Below are 20,328 nucleotides of genomic sequence, written 5' to 3' on the forward strand. Positions count from 1 at the left end.
CGTTTATTTGGGGGTCTGCAAGAGAGGTAAACAAGACAAAATCAGAAGGTCTCTATTTTTAGGTGTGTGCACGATTTAGCCAACTAGGGCAAAGCTGCGTTCCGGCAGCTGATCAAGCAGCCTTTCTGAAACAGAGCCGAAGATCCTTCTGCGGACCCGGGCAAGGCCGCCGCGCCTGCCCAGAATCAGGCTGCCGTAGTCTCCTTTTCTTACTTCGCCAAGCAGGGTTTCGGCTACGTTCAATTCTTTGCCGGGCTTTATGACCTTAAGGCTGGTGGAGGGGTCCATTTCAAAATTTTTAATTATTTTTTGCCACCTCTCAATGGCTGTGCCTGTAGAGTCGGTAACATGGACAAAGCTGAAATCAACATCAGACCGGCCGTGAAAGGCATGCAGGGCCGCTCTGATCTGCATCAGGGTGAATGGCGAAAGATCACAGGGAATTAATACCTTGTTCAGGTTTGGATGGGTTCCGCTCCTGCTGACCACAATATCCGGAGGAGCTTTTAAGACCAGGTTTTTTTTCCACTCAGAGGTTTCGTCATGGACAATGGCGACAATCCCGAAATTATCTTCTAAATGTTCCATAACCAAATCAACAGGGTTTTGCACGTTGTCAATGAAGAATCTCTCTGTTTTGTCTCTTCTTAAGTGGGTTTTGTTGTATTTCTCTGCCCAGGTTATGAACTTTTTAGCCGCCTCGAAAAAACTTTTATCCTCGCCTGTTTTTATAAACAGCAAACGATCCTGTATGTCAGTGTGAATCGGAATTCTGTGCAACATATGCTGTCGTGTTACTTCAAGGTCTGCCCTGGATGAGAGCACTACCAAAGTTCTGTAACCATGCCTTGAGGTAAAGCGGGTTTCCAGATGGATTCTGTCCCGTAGGACCTCGGGCCAGCGTTCACAGACCACACTTTCTCCAAGGACAACGCTTTGAAAACAGGTGTTGCAGCTTTTACAGCCAATAATTTGGCCTCCATCTTTTGCCTTTTTTATCCAGTTGATGTCGGCCAGAAGGGGCCTTCCCAAACCGATAAAATCGGCTTCTTTATTTTTCAGGATTTTTTCAGCCAGCTTGGGAGATACGACTCTACCGGAGATGACAACCGGAATATTCACATGCCGCTTCAGCTCCTTGGTCAATTCGGTGAGATAGCCGGGCCTGGTCAGTTGTTTGGCAATCTCCGGTTTGAATATGGACTGATAAGTGCCTATTGTTGCGGAGAGATAGGCCACCCCCTTTTGCTCAAGCTTTTGGGCGAATTTAATGGACTCTGAGGTGGAAATGCCGTTTACCGCTATTTCATCCAAGAGCAGGCGAAAGCCTATGGGAATATTTTCCGGCAGCCTGGTTTTTATATGATCAATAACCTTTAGAGGGAAAAGCATGCGATCATCGGCTAATCCCCCCCAGGGCGGCCGCCTCCGGTTGGTTCTGGCGGACAGGAATTGGGTTATCAAATACCCTGAAGCACCATGCAATTCGATCATATCCGCGCCGGCTTTGACTGCCCTGACAGCTGCGTCCCCAAATGCGTTTATGGTGTCATAAATGTCATCTTCAGTCATCTGGTTAGTCCAGCCGGCGGTCATTTTAGCGACATGCGCTGTTAAGCCGAACCGCTTTACAAAAGGAAAGCTCTCCATGAAGTTTTTGAGTGCGGAGATGCTTTTGGTTGCTTCTACGACATCCAGGGCTGAGGGAAGTAATGGCTTGTTTGTGACGGCATAGCGGCCGGCATGATTTAATTGCACACAGGCAACGGCGTTGTTTTCCCTGATAACCTCTATAAGGCGTTTTACCTGCTGGATGTGCTTGTCCTCATCCAAGAGCAGGCAGCGTTCAGAGGTGCGGCCGTTTTCGGCTATTGCCACGTTCGGTATGGTTACAACAGAAGCGCCCGATTTGGCCAGGTTCCTGTAATGCTCAAGCATTAAAGGACCAACCCTGGCATCGGGCAAGGCATAGCCGGTGAAAACAGGAAGGGCAACTATTTTATTCTTCAGGGTAACACCCTGAATTCTTGCCGGTTTGAACACATCCTGCAAAGGTGGAACCTCGCCTGACAAAACCAAATTACAGGTATTGTAGATGAAAAATGAACTGCTATAAGAACCGGGAAAATTTGCGACTCTATAAGTAGTACCACACAAACCAACCCAAGAGTTGTGAAACCTGCGTGTTGTGGGCTAGCGAATTTATAAATTAAAGTAATCAAGTTTTCGCTTCAGGAAATACCTGCTTGTTATGGTTAATTTTTGCATTGAAAAAGAGGAAAAAGCCGGCGGTATTACAACCAGGTGGAAGTTTAATTAGGAGGAAACGTCTTTCACCGGTTTGGTTTAGTCGCCATCCAGAGCTTCGCGCACCTTTCTGCCGAGTATTTTTCCGGAAAAAGGTTTTTGAATAAAGTTAACGCCTTTTTCCAAAACGCCATGATGGGCAATAACGTTGGCCGTGTAGCCGGACATAAAAAGGAGCTTGAGATCTGGTTTAATGGATATGATTTTTTTGGATAAATCCAGTCCGTTCATCTCCGGCATGACGACGTCTGTCATGAGTAGATGAATTTTGCCTGAATATTCAAGGGCATATTGGATGGCCTTAACCGGTGTGTTGGCGGCCAACACTTTATAGCCCGACATCTCAAGGATGGTTTTAGTCATCTTCAGAATAGACGGCTCATCTTCCACCAAAAGGATCGTCTCGCGGCCCTGCCCGGCAACCGGCTTGTGGCTCCTTTTTGGAGTTGGCTCCACCCCCTGACTCTGATGCCTGGGTAGGTAGATTTTGAAACTCGTGCCGCGCCCAGGCTCACTGGATACATTCACAAAACCGTTATTTTGTTTGACCACTCCGTAAACCGTGGCCAGGCCCAGACCCGTGCCTTTGCCGGATTCCTTGGTGGTGAAAAAAGGATCAAAGATATTGCTCAGGGTTTCGCTACACATGCCGCGGCCATTGTCACTGACCGCCAGCATTACATATTCACCAGGTTTAACCGCCAGGTTTTCGTTGCAATAGGCCGCCTCGAATTCAATGGTATCTGTCTCTATGGTTACTCGTCCCACGTCTTTAATTGCGTCCCTTGCGTTAACGCAAAGGTTGGCCAGAATGTGGTCGATCTGGCTGGGATCCATTTGAACCGGCCAAAGGTCTTTACCCGGCAGCCAGACCAGGTCGATATCCTCTCCGATAAGGCGCTTAAGCATGGCGATCATCCCTTCAACAACGCTGTTTAGATCCAGCACCTTGGGGGAGATGGTTTGCTTGCGGGCATAGGCCAGGAGTTGCCGAGTGAGATCAGCGGATCTGAGCGCCGCTTTGTGGATTTCCCGCAGATTGTCCGCCAACCGCCCTTGCGGATCCACTTTCTTTAAGAGTATTTCATTATTTCCGATGATAATGCTCAGCATATTATTGAAATCATGCGCTATACCACCTGCCAGCCTGCCAACTGACTGCATTTTGCTGGCCTGGTGGAGTTCGGCCTCCAAGCGTTTTTGTTCGCTTAGGTCAAGGCACACACCTAAAAAGCCGTATATTTTCCCGTTTTCGTCAAAAAGCGGGTAAGTGCTTAAAAGGGCGGGGAACTCTTCGCCGTTTTTTCTGATCATTTGAGTTTCCCCAGAGAAACCTGCCTGCCCTTGCCTCATTTGGCTATTCATTTCAGAAATTTTGGGCGCATCCTCTTGGATGTGAAGAAGTGATACCGGTTTGCCGATTAACTCCGCAATTTTGTAACCGAAGATGGTTTCGGTCCCCGGACTGGCCTCCAAAACAGTCGGTTCGGGACTAAAGGCATCCACAATAATAAAAGACACATTGTGGGCCGCCTGGAATATGGCGCGCAGTCTTCCTTCGCTTTTCCTCAGGCGGGCCTCAGAGTGCCTACGCTCTTTTATTTCCTTTTCCAAGTGGAATTTGGCGTAGCTGACTTCTGATATGTAGGCAGTTAATTTGACCAGAAACTGCATCAAATGATCAATGCGTTCCCTTTTGTACCTTGGTACACGTCGAAAAGCGTCCAGATAGGCCTTTTTATCGAAATTGTATTCTTCTGCCTGCTTCAGGAATCTTTCTTCATCTATCTGGTCATCATCATAAAGGAACTGGCCTGTATAGATATTGCCTAGATGCTTTCCTCCAATGTAAAGCGGGGTGGCAACATCCCAAAGACCGTTTTTACATTGGTAGCTGATATATTCGCCGGGTTTAAGGTTGTTGACCAGAAAGAGGTCGCTTTCAGTGCAGTTTTTAGCGGTGTGGGGGTTAACTCTGTGGAATTTGGTGCAGATGTCCTGCCAGCCGGTTGATTCGATAATGTTGCCGTCAAGATCAAGAATAGCCGTGACCATGCCGGTTAACTGGAAAAAGTCGTCCATTATCGACTGGAGCCTGTCTACATCGATGATGGAGCCAAGATTACCGGCTTCTGTCAGGGGGGGTGCGGCCTCTTCTGGTGATGGACTTTCCGGGGGATGAAAGTTTGTAACCGTTTTGGTTGATTCTCTCAGCCAAATGCGTTTTTCCTCTTCCAGGTCTTTAACCCGTTGCCGTAACTCCTCATAAGTCGGTTTCCGGATCATGCTTGTTCCTTGTCGATAGGCGTTGACGGCGATTTTTTACTGTTCGCCACGTCTTACACGGTTTGAAGATATTTAGTGATTCTGAAGACCAACTGCGAACTGCCGACGGGTATTAAAAATTTTTAGGCATGGCCTGGTTAGCTGAAAGACGTGTTTTTATCAATGAGCACAATATATTATACTATAATGGTTTGGTAGTATTTGTCAAATTAAATCAGTTAGTTCAGAGCCTTGGCTGCAGTGAGTCCGGGTAAACTTAACCCAATCAGTATGTTTGATTTTTTAAAATTACTGTTAAGTCCGGCCAAAATATTTTCTGGCTCAGTATCTCAAAGCCAAGTACATTGCGTTTTACACGCTCCTTTTTTATCCCTCCCAATCTTTCATAGAAACGAATTGCTTTCTTATTGCTGTTGAAAGCCCAAAGACTTGCAGTTGTATGCCCTTTTTTGAGCAGCTCTTTTGTTGCCGCCTGTATTAAAGCCGTGCCTATGTGTTGGGATCTGTAGGGGTGCCGGACATGTAGGTTGTCGATCAAAGGAGTTGGCCTGCACAAGATCGCCACAAATCCAATCAGGGATTGTTCTTGAGCAACCAATACAACGTCGTGGTTTGTGATCTCTTTTGTTTGCCAGTGTTCTTGAAAAAAATTGGCCAACCCGGCGCCGCAGGAATTCAGCCGGCAGGTCATCCTTATATGAATCTCTTCAACTTTCTGCATGGATAAGAGCTATTTCGTTCAGGTCAAAATTGGTTGCCGGTCTTATTACCATTTTTGTTTCTTTAAAAGTAGTTGGCTAAGAGATAAGATGAATTGATTGAGAAAAATAAAGGCTATTTATTCGCCAGTTAATGATTGGTGAGTAAAATTAGTAAGCAGAATTTGTTTAAGTGGTTGTAAAAAATGTTTACTGAACAAATTAAAATTACTAAATAATTTGTGGAAATCTTATCTATTTACAGGCATTTGAACACGCATAATTTTTTATGGCTTTTGTGAAAATATATTTAAAATGGAAGGGCTAAACTCTTTGCCTCAAATATTCCGTCATCCTTTCATCTGAAATGGCAACTTTAAGGGGAACCATTTTTCCGTTCAGAAAAACGCTTGTATGGCCTTTGATTATATAATTTTCAGCTTCTTTTGATTCGTTCGTGTAAATACTTGTTTTTATGAGATTTTTGAAAAGTTTCTCCATGTTTTGGGCCACGCCTATGGCCATTTCACAGCCCCTTCAAGTAGGGCTCAGGCTATGAAACACTACGAGATCCAGCATCTTGTCTCCACCTATAAATAACTGTCCAGCTAGTTAATCCTACTCTACTTTTCGTGTGATCTCAAAAAATCTTTATATTTGGCCTGTCAGGTTATTTAAAAGACTGCGTAATTTCTAAAGCGCAATTAATTCGGTATTCATTTCCGGGCTTGTCAGAGAAAGCCTTTATACATGAAAGGGTATTATCAAAGGTGAGAGCAGGTGTTCTTGGGATAGATCTTCGCTGAAAATGCCTTTTTTCCAGGGCTGCATTTCGTTTCTATACCATATTGACACATGCCGGTGATGATTTTGCCCACTTTGCTTGCCAACCTGGGCCAGGCTATTGTTTCCTTGGCCATTTTAAGGGCATTGGCAGCCAATTTTTCATATAATTTTGGGCTGCTGATTATTTGGCATACGGCATCTGCAAAGGAACGGGGATTTACTCGTGTGCTGATAAGGCCGGTAAATCCATCTGCCACCTGTTCGGTCAATCCGCCCACCGGTGTTGCCACCACCGGCAGACCCTTGGCATAGGCCAGGGGAATGACGCCGGATTGGCTTGACTCAACATATGGAGTCACCAAGAGGTCTGCCTTTGCAAAGATGGAATTTACTTCATTTTCAGGCACCCAGTGGTTTTTGAGCAAAACACCCAACTCTCTAAGCCTGTCGGTGTTTATGGGCAAGTTGCCCTTGCCGATAATATGCAGCCTGGCCTCTGGGAACCTCTTTTTAATCAGCTCATAGGCACTGATTAAAAGATCAAGCCCCTTATAGGGCAAAATGCGTCCAAAGAATAAGATATTGAAAGGTCCCTTGGGATAAGGATGGGATCTTATCAGGTCCCCTCCATGACTGAATGGTCCGTGAGGCACAATATTGGTCTGCTCACTGGGGTAACCATATATGTCGGTGAGTTGTTTTTTTACATGTGAGGTAAGGGTGATTATGGACTGGGCCTGGCTGATTTCCTTGGTCAACAGCATTTGCCTGATTCTGGATCGCTCACCGGGATGGAATATTGCATCATGCAAGGTCAGTAAATAGCCTGCTCCGGCCTCATGTATCACATCAAGCATGCTTAAGTTCCACAGATGGGTCATGGTGCAGTAAACCACATCTATTTTATGCTGCTCTAAATAGTTTTTCATTTGATTGCGCAGGGAAGGCAGTCTACGGGTTGCCCAAAGGCATGAGGCGATTCCATGATATGTATCCACCTGGAATCCGGGTAGGCCCAACTTCATGCTGCGGTCAAAACACTCCGATTGCCGGGAAAGCGAAAGGTGAACTTCGATTTCCTTCCTACCGGCCAAGGCAGCTGCAAGTTCATGTGTATAGTTGGGGCCTCCGCCACGACGTCCCCAATGCCACAAAAGAACCTTAACGGGGTTTTGAGGTTTGGCAGACAAATAGAAATTATTCCTTTCACATGGTCATGCAAAAGGTATATTGCCCTAAAAAAAATGTTTAATGCAAGGTTTTTTGTGTCGAACATTTTTTATAGTTACAATAAACTTGAACAATTCCTAAAAAATCAGGCCATCTTCCTTTCATAATCGCGCTTACCATGCGCAGGATGCTTCCGCAAAAAATAGGTAAAAAGGGCCAGGGAGCATGGGCAATGAAAAAACGCCTGCTGGATTGGGTAAAGAAAAGGGCCCATTTCCGGCCCTGACCTTGCATACTGGCATTGCCCCGGTGAAAGATCCTGGAATCCTCAGCCACAGCCAATCCCCAGCCCGCTTTTTTTAGCCTTTGGCAAAGGTCCGCGTCTTCCCAATACAAAAAAAAGCCGGGGTCGAATAACCCGACTTTCCTCAAGGCTTCTGCCTTTAAGAGTAAACTGGCCCCGATCAGGTAATCCAATTTTGTATCAGCCGTTCTATCCTTGATATGCCATGAACGCCCCCAGATCAGGCTTATCCGGCCCCCTCCCCAGGCCTGCACCGCATGAGGCTGTTTGGCATCCAGCACCTGCGAGCCGATTGCCCCCAGCCCCGGTTTTTCCCTGGCCAGGTTGACCATTGCCTTAAGGGCGTTTGTGTCTGCCGTGGCGTCATTATTCAACAGCCAGATAAAATCAGCACCCTCTTTAAGAGCCTTTTGCATTCCCAAATTGCAGCCACCGCCAAAGCCCAGGTTTTTGTTACTCTTCAGAATTTCTTGCTCAGGGAAGCGATTCTGCAGCTCCAGGCAGGAATCGTCAGTGGAACCGTTGTCCACTAATAATATTTTGAAGTTTGAATAGTTAAGTTTTTTAAGGCTGTTGAGGCACTCAGCAGTCAATTGCCACTGGTTCCAGTTAAGGATGATGATATGGACCATGGGTAAAGAGGCGGACAACGAAGCTGCTATGTTTGAAGGCTCCCTGGTTTTGGGGTCGTGCACCTCCTTTATTCTTTCCTTTTCACCATGAATCATTGAGAATCCCTTTTCCTGCCTGGTTTGAATTTGTGCAGCAAACGGCGCAAACGATAGACCAAGGCGGCCAGGATGTGCTTCCAAGCCAGGTGCCGGCCGAGCATTTTGCGTAAGGCAATCTTGCTGTGGGGCACCTTGGTTGCCCCGGCGGGCAAGGCGCTTAAATAATTCAAAGGCGGTTTAGGGTCCAGACGGTCCCAATGTATCAGGCCCCTTAGCAAAGAATCCCAAGCCATTACCAGGGCCAGGGCATGAGACACGTCACCGTCTGTCTGGGGTTCACTTCGCAGGGCAAGTTGTTCATGGGCCCGGGCAATGTATTCGGAAAATTCAAAGGCGGCCGGATCTTGGGGATAGGTGTCGTTTAGCGCGTAACTGATTTGCTTTGCCATGAACTCTTGCAGGTTTTCATAGTTGGGGTGATGTATGTGCAGGCAGTTTGGCGGGGTGAGTTTCATGAGGCGGTCGGGTCCGGTGATCACTTCCGGGAGTTGATGGTTGGAATCATGCCACTTGACTGAACCGTTGCGGAAAAGCCGAATCTGGTGATCCGGATAGCGTCCTCCGCCCATCAGGGGGACGCCTGCCAGGTAATTGAACCTGGGGAAGGCAAAAGCGTCAAAGTTGTCCCCATGTTGTTTGATAAGCGATTTTATATTTTGGGCGGCGTCCAGGGCAAGGTATTCGTCTGAGTCCAGCACCAGGGCCCATTGATGGTTGAGTTCCTTTAAAAATGTGTTGCGCACTCCGTCGATGCGGGGAGCCGGTTCGGCCTTCAGTATCCGGTCGGCGTAGTTGGCGGCGATCTTTAAGGTCTCGTCTTCGCTCTGCATATCCACCACAACCAGCTCATCCACCCAGTCAACCGAAGATAGCGCCTTTTCCAGGGTTGCCTCGGAATTTCTGGTATGAACAATACAGCTGATCTTGCCTGCCATTATTATTCTCCATCCACTGTATAGCGCCCTTGCCAGCGCTCCATAAATAATCTGCGTGATTTTACATCCAGTTGAGAACGTCCCGGCGTGGTGGCCTCAAAATGAAGCGACTCCACCTGGTTGCAGCACGTTATGCGCCAACCTTTTTGCCGGGACCTTAAACAGAAATCAATATCTTCAAGGCCAAAGGGATACTCCGTGGAAAGGCCCTTGTTTTCTTCCCAGAGTTTATGCCTTATGAGCATGCAGGCTCCGGTTACAGCCTGAAATTCTCTGGTGATCCGGGGCATGCATTCGCTGGGCGAGGTGCGGAGAAGGTGATAGGGGCCTTTTTCGCCGGGGCCGAAGACCACGCCGCAGTGCTGCAGGGTCCCGTCCGGAAAAACCAGCCTGGATCCGCATATGCCCAGATTGGGTGTGGTCTTGAATTCTTGAAGCATAAATCCCAAGGTCCTTTCATGTAAAAGCACATCATTGTTCAAAAGCAAATAAAAGCGGTTGGGATAGCGCTTGGCAGCCAGGTTGTTGGCCGCGGCAAAAGAATGATGGGTGTCAAACCGCATTAGTTCCGCGCCAAGGTTGTTTATGCGGCGTTCGACATAGGGCCTTGGTGAGGCGTTATCAACCACCACCACGCAGTGGTCGGTCTTATCCTCAAGTGTTTGGATAGCCTGGCGTGTTTCCTTGATGCATTGGGCCAAAAGCGCGTCTAAGCCTCTTGAAAGCACGATTACGGTTATACCTTTTTGATTCACTGCACAAATTCCCTTAGTTCGTTTTGGAGCAGTCGGGAAAGCCTGTTTTTAAGGAGCCTTGGATGATAGTTGTGAGCGGTTGCCACAGCCCGTTGCCGCAAAAGTTCACGTTGTTCCGTTTTTCCCGGCCGGGTGATTTCAAATAAAGCGGAAGCTAAATTTTCCGTTTCGGCGATTATGGCGTTCTGCGAGTGGGTCAGGTATTCCATGCCGCCGAGAACCGGCACCGAGACCACCAGGCAGCCCGCGGCCATGGCCTCCAGGGCCGGCAGACCGAAGTCTTCGCCCACACTGGTGGCCAGGTAGATGCCTGCCTGCTGCATTTTCAGGGCCACCTGGCCTTCGCTTAAGCCATCCAAGGGCTCAAAATCAAGGCCTTTGATTTTGAGGCATTTAAGGGCATGCTTAAGCCCCCTGCGGGGCATGTAGGTCACCCGGTTGTCCTTTTTGGGGACTTGGCGTTCAAAAAAACAGGTCGAAACACTGATGCCCACCATGACGCTCTCCCGGCCGTATTTTTCACGGGCCAGGTTTTTGGTGTCTTCCCAGCAGGTAAGTATAAAAATGTCTTTATCCCGCAATATGGCGTCCAAGTTTTCCACGCCCTGGCAGTGAAAGACCAGTTTCGCCTTTTTTTCGCGTAGGATTTCATAATCCGGAGGCCAGGTGATTATTGCATGATCCCTGGCTGTTAAGTTTTGCAGGGCTGTTTTGCGGTTAACCACGGCCACACTGCTTGTAAACCACTGGGGCGCTTGGGTTCCGGGCAGGGCGGCCACCGCCCTCACCCCCAGTTGGGTCAGGGCCTCTAAAAATTGAAAGGCAACCTTTACCCCGCCTGCAATACCGGGGTCCGGCAAAAAATAATAAATCATTTTAAAAGCCCTTTGATCACCAGGCCGGGCAGGGCGGCCATGCCGAGCATTACCGCCCACAGTGTGCCGTAGTGCAGCTTGCCGTATTTGACCCGGCCCGCGGTCATAAGCCAACGTCTGTGGGCGATGCTTATATTGGAACCGCTGGCGGTCTGGTGTCGTATTTCATGGTTCAGCTGAACTAGCCCGCCTCCTGCCCGCCACAATTTGTAACCCAGGTCGACGTCTTCCATGTAGGTGAATAAACGCGAGTCAAATCCCCCAAGCTTCAAGAAGACTTCCCGCTTGATAAAAAAGCAGGCCCCGTGTGGCCAGGACCAGTTGCGGTCATGGTATCCGGAGATGTTTTTAATACGCTTATCAAATTTTTTTATGGGGTAGGCGGTGCTCAGTATGTCATGGCACAGCTTGAGCCTGGTGTAGCCCGGTTGGCGGCCATCTGTTTTAAGGCCGCCTGTTTCATAAAGAAAGGGAACCGCGGCCAGGGCCCGGGCCTGGTTCACGGCCGAATAGCCTCTTTTCAGCAGCTCCTCACTGGGCAGGCAGTCCGGGTTTAAAAAACACAAGACTTTTCCCTTGGCCAGCCTGGCCCCGGTGTTGGCCCCCCTGGCAAAACCGGTGTTTTGGGAAAGCTCTTTAAGCTCCACCCCGCGTTTTTTGACCAGGGCGACACTATTGTCTTTGGATGCGTTGTCCACCACCAGAGTGCGTCCGGCCCATTTCCCCAGGGCGTCAAGGCAGTCGCCGATGACCGATTCGGAATTGAAGGTTACGATGATTATGGATAGGTCCAACAAAAACTCCTTTTGGCCTCTGTCTTGACAATAGGCTTATCTGATAATGGGTTCAGGTCGAACTATGCCGGTTTAGCGCTCTAAAACGCCGATATCTCATGTTCCACAGGTTAAAAAGTCCTATCCCGTTGCAGAAATTGCTGAAATGCAGCACATAGGCGTCTTTGTGGGGAAAGCCCTGGTCCCAATGGCGACAATGGTTCCAGCGCCAATTAAGCAGTGCGCAACTTTCGGGATATAGATTGTTGGCCCAATATTGGAAGTAATCCTGGTCGGCTATCATGTGCTGCCCAACCCGGTGTTCATTTCCGGTGCGGCCTATGGCCTCAAGAGCCCAGGGCACCAGCTTTTCGAACTCCGATCTCAGCCCCAGCACAACACCGGAGTTGAAATAGTGGAAGTTTTTCAGTTCCGGCGGTGAGGCCTGCGGGTCTATCCAGGCCAGGCTGTGGTCTGTGTAATGTTTAAGAAAATCCGCGCGCGTCATTTGCGAGCCGGTAATAGTGGTCTGCTCAGCCATGCCCAGGGCATGGCCGTCAAGCGCCCTTTCCACCATTTGGGTGGTCAGGGGATGGACCATTACAGTATCCACGTCCAGTTGCATCACCCATTTGCCCTGGGTGCGGGCAAGCATCTTCTCGAGGGTCAGGAATTTGTACAAAAACGGTCTGGCTCTTACGCCGGGAAGATCAGGCAGGGAAATCCGGGTTTGTTGCACTCGGGGAGTTGCAGGCGGTTTGGGAGTGAACTCCGGCCCATGGCCTATAAAAAGATTAAACCGGCTCTGCTCAATAACCGAACCCATGCATTGCCGCATGGCCTTGTAGTATTTTTGATCTCCGCACACGCTTATGCAGACAGTCAACTCAGACATTGTGGGCCTTTCCGGTCATCGAAATTATCCCCGCTGCCTCTGGGAAGTTGGTGCTTGCTTTGCTTTGCCGCATTTCCTCTTTGCTATGGGGCTTATACGTAATCTGTTTTTAGTCGCCGAACAGTTCTCTGTATATTCCGCTTGTCTGCAACAGAGAGGCATGGTCGCCTTTGGCTGTGAGGCGTCCTTTATCCAGAACCAGAATCAGATCCGCCCGGCGAACCGTCTCCAGGCGATGGGCAATTACAACCACGGTCAGTTTGCCGGCCAGCCTGCGCAGTGTCCTGGCAATGATAAGCTCTGAGGTTTTGTCCAGGGCGCTGGTGGGCTCGTCCAGAATCAAGAGCCGGGCATCTATGGCCAGGGAGTGGGCAATGGCAAGGCGTTGCCTTTGGCCCTGGGAAAGGCGGGAGCCTTGCTCACCGGCCAGGGTCTCCAGGCCCTGTTCCAGGCGCTCCACAAAATCCAGGCTTCCGCTTTCCTTCAGGGCGTTTTGCAGGCCCGTTTCATCCAAAGGCGTCTGCCTGCCAAAATTAAGATTTTGCCTTATGGTGCTGTTGAATAAAAAGGGGTTTTGTTCCACCAGCCCGATTCTTCTGCGCAGGTTTGACAGGGAGTATTCCTTTAAGGGAACTCCGTTGAATTCAATCCGCCCTTTAGTGGGGGCGTGATGGGCTGCCAAGAGGCTGATCAGGGTGGATTTGCCTGCCCCGCTTCTTCCCACAACGGCTGTCAGGGAACCGGCTGCTATTTGGCAGGAGATATCTTCTATGGCATAGGTTTTGTCTTTTGCTCCGGAATACTTAAAAGTCACATCCGTGGTTTTTATCTCGGGCGGATTGTTTAGGGAGAGGCTTAATCCCCCGCCTGTGGCCTCCTCGCAGGCTTCCGCCTGTCTGATGAGCCCTGTCACCCGTTCAAGGCTGGCCCTGCAAGAGTTGTAATAGGCCCAAAGGGAGACCAGAAGATTCACCTGGGGGGCCATGCGTAATAGAATAAAGAGGAATACGCCCAATATGACCATGTCCACCTGGATTATCTTAACTGCCAGGTAGATAACGGTGAGCCCGGCCAATGCCAGCAGGGGATGCATGGAAATTTCAACCAAGAGCCGCAGCTTTTCCAGGCCAAGCATGCCTGTGAAGATACGTTCTATGGTTTCTGAGAGCTTTTTCCCTGTGGCATTTTGTTGGCCGCGCATCTTGATGCGGGTTATGCCCCGCAGGGTCTCAGAGACCTGATTCCCCAAACTCATGTTTTGTTGGCTGACTGAATAGGTCAGGTTCCTGGATTTTTTCCGCTGCCAATTAAGTAAAAGTCCGACCAAGGCCAGAACCGGTATGGTGAACAGGGTTAATAACGGGGAAAGCAAAAGCAGCAGGGATATATAAATGACTATTAAAATGCCTGAGGTGATTACCGCGACTTTGGCCGCGGCTGACTCGGCGGCGCGTTCACATTCAGTGGTCAACCCGGCCTGAAGCTCCCCGGTTTTGCTTTCCGCTATATAACCCAAACCGGCCTGTAAAAGTGCCCCAAGCAGCATCTTGCGCAGGCGTCTTGTGATATCAAGGCGAAGCCGGGCCAGGCGGGCGTCTCTGAGGTAGTTTATAAAATAGCGCACCATGATAACCAGCAAGGTGGCCGAAAGAAGCAGAACCAGTTCATAGTCTTTGCCAAAGATTTCCGACCAGCTCAAAACCTTTTGCATGAAATCATGCAAAAGCCCGTCCCCCTGAGGCGCTCCGCTTTGCACAAAGGCCAACAACGGCAGCAGCATGCCGAGTCCCGCGCCTTCAAATAAGGCCATCAAAACCGTGAGGACAAAAAGTAATAATATGGTTGTATTTTTGATTTTTAAATGGGAATAGGCCTCAGAAGTTTTATTGGTGAACAGATGATTGATTTCCGCCATTTAAGCTATTCATCTCTTAACAGACCCGCTTTTGCCGAGGCATTAACTTTAGTCTGATTACAGGATTAATGAAATGCATCGTTTGGAGTTTGCCACCTAATGCTGGCTGAAGGCAAGTTGATAATTACCTGCATGTATAGAGAGAAGAAATGGGAAGTGGAATTCGACGGTTTTCACTCTGAAAGGCAAGACGTCTTTACCCCTTTTGAATAAAATTTTTATGAGAAGTTTAATAGTCGATCAGACCGCTTCTTTTCAGCTGGGCCTTGGCTTCTTTGTATCCTTCGGCTATGGCCTGGTCGGCCTTGTGGTATTCCATGAATCGGATATGCCCAAGCTTGGGTTGGATCAAAAGATCGGGCGGGTCCATAGCCAGCCGGACAGCGGTGATCTGGGCCTCCATGATGTTGATCGAGGTGGTTAAAACATCAAAAATGTTCGGCCCCGGATCTTTTTGTATCCATTGCCGCATCTGGGAAAGGGCAGGGGAGCTGAACTCCCTGACCCGGTCCGCCAGATCCTGGGCGATCTTCCATTTGGCAAGGTTGGGCGGTTCGATCTCGGTTGCCTGAGGAGGAGCAATCTGCTCGGGCTCGGGATCTTTGTTGAACAAGTCATGGCTAAGGTCCACGGCGATAATAAAGTCCGCTCCTAAGCCTCTCACCGCGCTCACCGGCACCGGATTAACCAGGCCGCCGTCAACCAGATAGCCGTTGTCTTTTTTAACCGGGGTGAAGATGCCCGGAACGGATATGCTGGCCCGGATCGCCTCAATGAGGTCTCCCTTGTTTAAAATACATTCGCGGCCCATGGTCAGATTGGTGGCAACCGCGCAATAGGGCAAGGGAATATCTTCTATCTTTATGTCCTGCATGTGGCTGCGGAAAAAATTTGTCACTTTTTCGCCGTCGATCAACCCGGATCTGGGGAAAACCACATCCAAAAAAGAAACAATCTGTTTCCAGTTCAGCTGCCTGGCAAATGCCTCCAGGTTTTGTATTTTATCCAGGGCCAGGGCCGCCCCCACAATGGACCCGATGCTGGAACCGGCCACGCATTGGATTTCTATTCCGGCTTCATTGAGCGCCTTGATCACGCCAATATGGGCCCAGCCCCTGGCTGAGCCGCTGCCCAGGGCCAGACCGACTGTTTGGGTTCCCCCGGAAACACATTGCGGCATTTTAAACTTCTCTGATGTAAATGTTTTTGGGTTTACACTCCTCAATTTATGACACCTTGAACTCTACTGTAAATAATTAAGGCTTATATTTAAAAAACAACTCCAACCCTGAATTTTGTTTGCACAGCAGGGAAAAGCGTTTTGAATAATTAATTGTCCAAAAATAAAAAGCCGTCCTCATCCATGCGCCCGTAGTCTCCAGTGATAAACCAGCGCACCCCGTTTTTGTAGCTCACTGCTTGTAATTTCATCTTTGATCGCTGGATCGGATTTTTCAAATCTGAAAAATGGTATTATTGCCTTGTTTTTACGACCGGTCGTGCTAATTTATGAGCATGAAAAAAGCGCGTGACACCAAAAAGGCCATTTTGCGGCAGGCAGTGAACTTAACCAGCGAGGTGGGCCTGGAGGGGCTCACCATTGGTGTGTTGGCCAAACGGGCCGGCATGAGCAAAAGCGGGCTTTACGCGCATTTTGAATCGAAGACAGACCTGCAAATACAGGTGCTCAACACTGCGGCTGAATTGTTCAACCAGGTGGTTGTGGAGCCTTCTTTAAAGGAGAAAAAGGGGCTGCCCAGGCTAAAGGCCCTGTTCCGGCATTGGCTTGTGTGGCACACCGGCAAGTTTAGCGGCGGGTGCCCTTTTTTAGCAGCATCCATAGAGTTGGATGATAAATCGGGCCTGGTGCGGGAAACCCTGATCAGCCACCTTGAGGCAGCGGAACACACCCTGGCCAAGGCGGTTTCCCTGACGGTCAGGGAAGGTCATTTCAGGCCGGATCTTGACATAGAGCAGTTTGTGTTTGAATATTGGGGATTAATATTCACCTTTCACCATTTTTCCCGTTTAATGGGGAGAAAAGACGCCCGGCTGAGAGCGCTCAATGCCTTTGATCGCTTGATTACAAGCTCAAAATCCAGCTAAGCGTTTGGCGTTGATTTTCAGAGGATGAGTTTTGGCAAAAATAAGCACGATCGTTCGTTTTACTAAGCCGATGGCAAAAATAGGTTCCCTGGTGGCTCCCCGCGCTTCAGCGGGTTTTTTGGAACGTTATTTCCTCACCCCTTCCCGCAGGGAGATGCAAGCCTGGGAAATTGACTGCATGGCCAAGGCCGAGACAAGCATTTTTACTTTTGATGAAAAGCGCAAGTTCCCGGTTTACTCCTGGGGCCAAGGCCCCGTTGTAATGTTGGTTCACGGCTGGTCCGGACGGGCCAGCCAGCTCACCACCCTGGTGCCGGGTCTTTTGAAAAAAGGTTATCAGGTGGTTTCTTTTGATGCCCCGGGCCATGGGGAAGCGGATGGAAAACTCACCGGCATGCCTGAAATGGCCGCGGCCTTAAGTCAGGTGGCTGATCATTTCGGCCCCATAGAGGCAGTGGTGGCCCATTCCCTGGGCGGAGCCGCCGCCACCCTGGCCCAGAGCAGGGGATTAGCCGCTAAAAAGTTGGTTTTTATTTCCCCGCCGGAAAACGTGGGCGACTATCTTTATCGTGCAGCCAGACTCTTTGGTTTTTCTCACAAAGTCGCCCGGGGCAGCCAGGAGCTTTTGGAAAAAAGGTTTTCTTTCACCTTTCAGAAGGTGCGGGGCGCTTCCCTGGCCCCTTCCATGGGCGCACCCCTTCTTTTGATCCATGATGTAAAGGACCGTCAGGTGAACTTTGAAGATTCACACCTTTGGGTCGAATCCTGGCCCGAGTCAACGCTTATGAGCACCGAAGGGCTGGGGCATTTGCGAATTCTAAGAGAGGCTTCAGTGGTTAAAGCGACGCTTGAATTTTTAGGGCAACCGGAGGAGGAGTACTTGGGCACAGAACCCGAGACTTTGTCCGGCAAAGGGGTTTTGCCTGAGAAATACCAAGGCAGTGGCAGGTTGGGGCAAACAGTCCAGGAGTGAAACTGAAGATAGTCCTGCCGGGTTTCGCACCTGGGAGCCCTTGGGCTTTCTTGACTCGGCTTTTTTAGTAGGACTCTGGTGCAACAACCTGCCTGAGATGGATATGGCCAAGTTATAATCAACAGGCCGAGGCCCCAATGCGGGGTCCCAGCCTGTTTTTTTATGGAATTTTTAAAGGGGCAGGTTGAGGTAGGCAAAGAGCCCGCACATTTTGAGTCCCATGTAAAACATAACCACTATGAAAATATATTTCAGTTGCTTGGCCGGCAGCAGGTGAGCTGTGTTGGCCCCCACAACGGCCCAGGGGATGCTGACCCCGGCCAGGATTATCCATTGGTACCAGTTCAAGTATCCAGTTGAATAGGGCGGCAGGCCTTGCACACCCAATCCGTTTAACAGATAGGAGATTATCCCCCCAAAGGCAGTGAAGATCATTAGCGCGGTTGAGGTGCCCACAGCCTGGTGCATCTTGAATTTGAGAAAGAAAACCATTACCGGGATTATCAGAACACCGCCGCCAATGCCGATGATGCCGGATATGATCCCCAAGGGGATGCCCCAGAGGACAAAAGCCGACAGGCTGTCCGAGGGCTCCTCGTTAATCTTGGGCGGTTTGGCTGTCAGCATTCTTACCGCCCCCAAAATCACGGCCAGACCAAAAGCCATGGTCAGCACCTTGGCCGGAAGGTGGGAAGCGATAAACGCCCCCAAGGCGGCTCCGGCCATGCCGGTAACGCCAAAGGCAATTGCCGCTCTCCACTTGACTGCTCCCTTTTTGTTGTGGGCCATGGCCCCGCTGAAGGCAGTGGGAAGCACCACCAGTAAATTTGTGCCAAAGGCAATTCGAATTGCGATTGTGGGATCCACTCCCATGGATTTCAGTGCCCAGAATTGGACCGGAACCATGATAAAGCATCCGCCCACGCCCAAAAGGCCCGAGGCAAACCCAACCGCGATTCCGGTAATCAGTAAGGCGATGATTTGTGCTGACTGCATTTCCATTGTGTAATCTCCTGTTGTTTTTATGGAAATACATATCGTCATTTGGCGATACATAGATTGTTTCTTACAGCTATTCTCCCGGTCTATTCCCGGAAGTATTCTGATCAGGGCCCTTATTTCACGACCATTCTCCAGCCAGTGGCGCAAATTTCCCATAAGGCTGGCTGCATAGGGGTTGTCTCCCCCGTCTGAGAAGCGGACTGCCACCCAAAGCCCCTCCTTGGAAGAGTGAATCAAGTCGGCATCTTGAGGAGTTTGATCCGGTTGGGGGAGAATCTCCTTCATGATGTGGGGGTATAGTTGAATATGGTTATTTTGTCAAACAGGAAAATTATAGGGCTGAAGGAATAAGACCTAGGGAATAGAGGTAGAGGGGGGCAGGGTGTAATTATTGTTCTTGGGAGCTTTGGGCTGCTTCCCAGCCGACAAGCGCCTTTTTACGCTGAGAGCCCCAACGATATTTGTGGATCTTGCCTGATTTGGCAATCACCCGGTGGCAAGGTATCAGGTAGGCCACCGGGTTCATGGCCACGGCATTGGCCACGGCCCGAAAGGCCTTGGGCTTGCCGAGCCAGACAGCCACATCCTGGTAAGTCACCATGAAACCGGACGGGATGTTTAGTAAAGCCTGCCAGACCTTGATTTGAAAGTTTGTCCCCTTTAGCAAAAGGTTAAAGGGTTTGTCCGGCCTTTTGGCGGGCAGGGTGAAGATTGTTTTCGCTATTTCCCCGGCCTTGTGATCGTCACGAACGAATTTGGCCCCGGGCCAGGAATTTTTAAGACCCGCGAGCAGTTCCTGCTCATTTGAGCTGCTCATAAAGGCCAGATGGCAGATGCCCCGTTTGGTGAGAGCCTGCAGGCAGGGGCCAAAAGGCGAGTCACTGATTCCGTAACTAATCTCAAGCCCTGCGCCTTTATTTTTGAATTCACCAGGCGTAACTGCTTCGAAATTCACAAACAGATCATGCAAACGGCTGGGACCGGAAAGCCCTGCCTGTAAAGATGCGCTGAGCAGGCTTTTTGATTCCAAGAGTTTGGCTTTGGTGTAATCCAGGGTGAGAAACTGCTGGAATTTCAACGGAGTCACTCCGGCCCATCTCTTGAACAGACGGATAAATTGGTATTTGTCCTGGCCAAGGTTTTTTGCCATGTCCTCCAGGGTTGGCTGGGACCTGAAGTTATCTTCCATAAACCTGATGGCCTGTTCCACTACCCGGTAATCGTCTGTCCTAAGTATATATTCCCGGTTATTCATCTGGTCCTCCCTGATGCAGATGCTTCTTTATACTATTCCGCCCTGGTTTATTTTTCCGCCCGATTATTGCGCGTCCAGCTATTAATTCCGGGAGATTGTTTTCTGGGGAAGCTCCTTTGTTTTTAATTGACAAAGCTGATGAAAGTTTTATTAAATAAATAAGTGATTACTTAAATGGATTCAGCCGTGGAGTTAGTGCAGTCTTTAAAAGCCCTGGCCGATGATAAGCGCATGCAGATCATACATCTGCTGCTCGAAGGGGACTTGTGCGTGGGGGCCCTGGCCCAGAGCCTGGGCATCTCCGAGCCTGCTGTTTCCCAACATCTCAAGGTGTTGCGCGAGGCCGGGTTGGTCTGGGGAGAAAAAAGAGGGTATTGGACCCACTATGTGGTGGATGCTTCAGCCCTTAAAAGGATCTCTGGTGAAGTGGCTGAACTGCTCACCAGAGACCGGTCCGGGGGGATGGCAATAAAACACCACACCTGCCCCTCGGCCTTCCAACCGGCCGAAGATTTGCTCAAAAAATAGGCTGTAATCCAAAATAAAAGCAAAGGAAGATGGC

General features: G+C 49.6%; 18 protein-coding genes. 3 read left to right on the plus strand and 15 right to left on the minus strand.

Going from position 1 to position 20,328, the window contains the following annotated elements; translation table 11 throughout:
* Nucleotides 1–75: 75 nt before the first annotated feature.
* From X474_RS03425 to X474_RS03485, 13 genes are all read right to left on the minus strand, one after another.
* Nucleotides 76–2,043 (minus strand): NADH:flavin oxidoreductase, encoded by a 1,968-nt coding sequence (locus X474_RS03425; RefSeq protein WP_231688282.1) that lies wholly within the window; start codon nucleotides 2,041–2,043, stop codon nucleotides 76–78.
* Nucleotides 2,044–2,346: 303 nt separating this feature from the next.
* Nucleotides 2,347–4,593 (minus strand): PocR ligand-binding domain-containing protein, encoded by a 2,247-nt coding sequence (locus X474_RS03430; RefSeq protein WP_052514807.1) that lies wholly within the window; start codon nucleotides 4,591–4,593, stop codon nucleotides 2,347–2,349.
* A gap of 265 nt (nucleotides 4,594–4,858) precedes the next feature.
* A complete protein-coding gene (locus X474_RS03435; protein ID WP_044346773.1) occupies nucleotides 4,859–5,314 on the minus strand; it encodes a GNAT family N-acetyltransferase in 456 nt (151 codons plus the stop codon).
* Between the two features lie 301 nt (nucleotides 5,315–5,615).
* A complete protein-coding gene (tsoX, locus tag X474_RS03440; RefSeq protein ID WP_337661123.1) occupies nucleotides 5,616–5,870 on the minus strand; it encodes an HSGNPxU motif (seleno)protein TsoX in 255 nt (84 codons plus the stop codon).
* Between the two features lie 185 nt (nucleotides 5,871–6,055).
* Nucleotides 6,056–7,267, minus strand: coding sequence for a glycosyltransferase family 4 protein (locus X474_RS03445; protein ID WP_044346775.1), 1,212 nt, complete (start codon nucleotides 7,265–7,267; stop codon nucleotides 6,056–6,058).
* A 58-nt stretch (nucleotides 7,268–7,325) separates the two neighbouring features.
* Nucleotides 7,326–8,279: a glycosyltransferase family 2 protein gene (locus X474_RS03450; RefSeq protein ID WP_052514809.1), complete on the minus strand. Its 954-nt coding sequence runs from the start codon at nucleotides 8,277–8,279 to the stop codon at nucleotides 7,326–7,328.
* Entirely contained in the window at nucleotides 8,276–9,217 is a 942-nt protein-coding gene (locus X474_RS03455) for a glycosyltransferase family 2 protein (RefSeq protein WP_052514811.1), read from the minus strand. Before X474_RS03455 ends, X474_RS03450 begins: the two co-directional genes overlap by 4 nt.
* A gap of 2 nt (nucleotides 9,218–9,219) precedes the next feature.
* Entirely contained in the window at nucleotides 9,220–9,972 is a 753-nt protein-coding gene (locus X474_RS03460; protein ID WP_044346777.1) for a glycosyltransferase family 2 protein, read from the minus strand.
* Nucleotides 9,969–10,847, minus strand: a complete 879-nt coding sequence (locus X474_RS03465; RefSeq protein ID WP_044346778.1) for a glycosyltransferase — start codon at nucleotides 10,845–10,847, stop codon at nucleotides 9,969–9,971. Before X474_RS03465 ends, X474_RS03460 begins: the two co-directional genes overlap by 4 nt.
* Nucleotides 10,844–11,641 carry a glycosyltransferase family 2 protein gene (locus tag X474_RS03470; protein ID WP_044346779.1) on the minus strand — a complete coding sequence of 266 codons (798 nt, stop codon included), beginning with the start codon at nucleotides 11,639–11,641 and terminating at the stop codon, nucleotides 10,844–10,846. The genes X474_RS03465 and X474_RS03470 overlap by 4 nt, the downstream gene beginning before the upstream one ends.
* Nucleotides 11,642–11,693: 52 nt before the next feature.
* Nucleotides 11,694–12,515 carry a hypothetical protein gene (locus tag X474_RS03475; protein ID WP_044346781.1) on the minus strand — a complete coding sequence of 274 codons (822 nt, stop codon included), beginning with the start codon at nucleotides 12,513–12,515 and terminating at the stop codon, nucleotides 11,694–11,696.
* Between the two features lie 109 nt (nucleotides 12,516–12,624).
* The gene (locus X474_RS03480) at nucleotides 12,625–14,430 is read right to left on the minus strand and encodes an ABC transporter ATP-binding protein (RefSeq protein ID WP_044346782.1); all 1,806 of its coding nucleotides are present in this window, start codon (nucleotides 14,428–14,430) and stop codon (nucleotides 12,625–12,627) included.
* Between the two features lie 229 nt (nucleotides 14,431–14,659).
* Entirely contained in the window at nucleotides 14,660–15,610 is a 951-nt protein-coding gene (locus X474_RS03485) for a patatin-like phospholipase family protein (protein WP_044346783.1), read from the minus strand.
* A gap of 335 nt (nucleotides 15,611–15,945) precedes the next feature.
* Here X474_RS03485 and X474_RS03490 point away from each other — a divergent pair, with 335 nt between their 5' ends.
* A complete protein-coding gene (locus X474_RS03490; protein ID WP_044346928.1) occupies nucleotides 15,946–16,536 on the plus strand; it encodes a TetR/AcrR family transcriptional regulator in 591 nt (196 codons plus the stop codon).
* Nucleotides 16,537–16,567: 31 nt separating this feature from the next.
* Nucleotides 16,568–17,509 carry an alpha/beta hydrolase gene (locus tag X474_RS03495; protein ID WP_156360600.1) on the plus strand — a complete coding sequence of 314 codons (942 nt, stop codon included), beginning with the start codon at nucleotides 16,568–16,570 and terminating at the stop codon, nucleotides 17,507–17,509.
* A gap of 171 nt (nucleotides 17,510–17,680) precedes the next feature.
* On the opposite strand, the gene X474_RS03500 is transcribed toward X474_RS03495, so the two are convergent.
* On the minus strand, nucleotides 17,681–18,511 hold the full coding sequence (locus X474_RS03500) for a sulfite exporter TauE/SafE family protein (RefSeq protein WP_044346930.1): 831 nt from the start codon (nucleotides 18,509–18,511) through the stop codon (nucleotides 17,681–17,683).
* A gap of 388 nt (nucleotides 18,512–18,899) precedes the next feature.
* Nucleotides 18,900–19,766 carry a bifunctional helix-turn-helix domain-containing protein/methylated-DNA--[protein]-cysteine S-methyltransferase gene (locus X474_RS03505; RefSeq protein ID WP_044346784.1) on the minus strand — a complete coding sequence of 289 codons (867 nt, stop codon included), beginning with the start codon at nucleotides 19,764–19,766 and terminating at the stop codon, nucleotides 18,900–18,902.
* A gap of 174 nt (nucleotides 19,767–19,940) precedes the next feature.
* Here X474_RS03505 and X474_RS03510 point away from each other — a divergent pair, with 174 nt between their 5' ends.
* Nucleotides 19,941–20,294 (plus strand): ArsR/SmtB family transcription factor, encoded by a 354-nt coding sequence (locus tag X474_RS03510; protein ID WP_044346785.1) that lies wholly within the window; start codon nucleotides 19,941–19,943, stop codon nucleotides 20,292–20,294.
* Nucleotides 20,295–20,328 lie beyond the last annotated feature (34 nt).

Source organism: Dethiosulfatarculus sandiegensis (assembly GCF_000931935.2).
Lineage (GTDB): Bacteria > Desulfobacterota > Desulfarculia > Desulfarculales > Desulfarculaceae > Dethiosulfatarculus > Dethiosulfatarculus sandiegensis.

Bases quoted from the DNA above. Each gene is read 5' to 3' on its own strand.
- X474_RS03430 (WP_052514807.1), bottom strand. From the start codon at position 4,593: ATGATCCGGAAACCGACTTATGAGGAGTTACGGCAACGGGTTAAAGAC.
- X474_RS03435 (WP_044346773.1), bottom strand. From the start codon at position 5,314: ATGCAGAAAGTTGAAGAGATTCATATAAGGATGACCTGCCGGCTGAAT.
- X474_RS03450 (WP_052514809.1), bottom strand. From the start codon at position 8,279: ATGATTCATGGTGAAAAGGAAAGAATAAAGGAGGTGCACGACCCCAAA.
- X474_RS03455 (WP_052514811.1), bottom strand. From the start codon at position 9,217: ATGGCAGGCAAGATCAGCTGTATTGTTCATACCAGAAATTCCGAGGCA.
- X474_RS03465 (WP_044346778.1), bottom strand. From the start codon at position 10,847: ATGATTTATTATTTTTTGCCGGACCCCGGTATTGCAGGCGGGGTAAAG.
- X474_RS03475 (WP_044346781.1), bottom strand. From the start codon at position 12,515: ATGTCTGAGTTGACTGTCTGCATAAGCGTGTGCGGAGATCAAAAATAC.
- X474_RS03480 (WP_044346782.1), bottom strand. From the start codon at position 14,430: ATGGCGGAAATCAATCATCTGTTCACCAATAAAACTTCTGAGGCCTAT.
- X474_RS03485 (WP_044346783.1), bottom strand. From the start codon at position 15,610: ATGCCGCAATGTGTTTCCGGGGGAACCCAAACAGTCGGTCTGGCCCTG.
- X474_RS03490 (WP_044346928.1), top strand. From the start codon at position 15,946: ATGAAAAAAGCGCGTGACACCAAAAAGGCCATTTTGCGGCAGGCAGTG.
- X474_RS03500 (WP_044346930.1), bottom strand. From the start codon at position 18,511: ATGGAAATGCAGTCAGCACAAATCATCGCCTTACTGATTACCGGAATC.
- X474_RS03505 (WP_044346784.1), bottom strand. From the start codon at position 19,766: ATGAATAACCGGGAATATATACTTAGGACAGACGATTACCGGGTAGTG.
- X474_RS03510 (WP_044346785.1), top strand. From the start codon at position 19,941: ATGGATTCAGCCGTGGAGTTAGTGCAGTCTTTAAAAGCCCTGGCCGAT.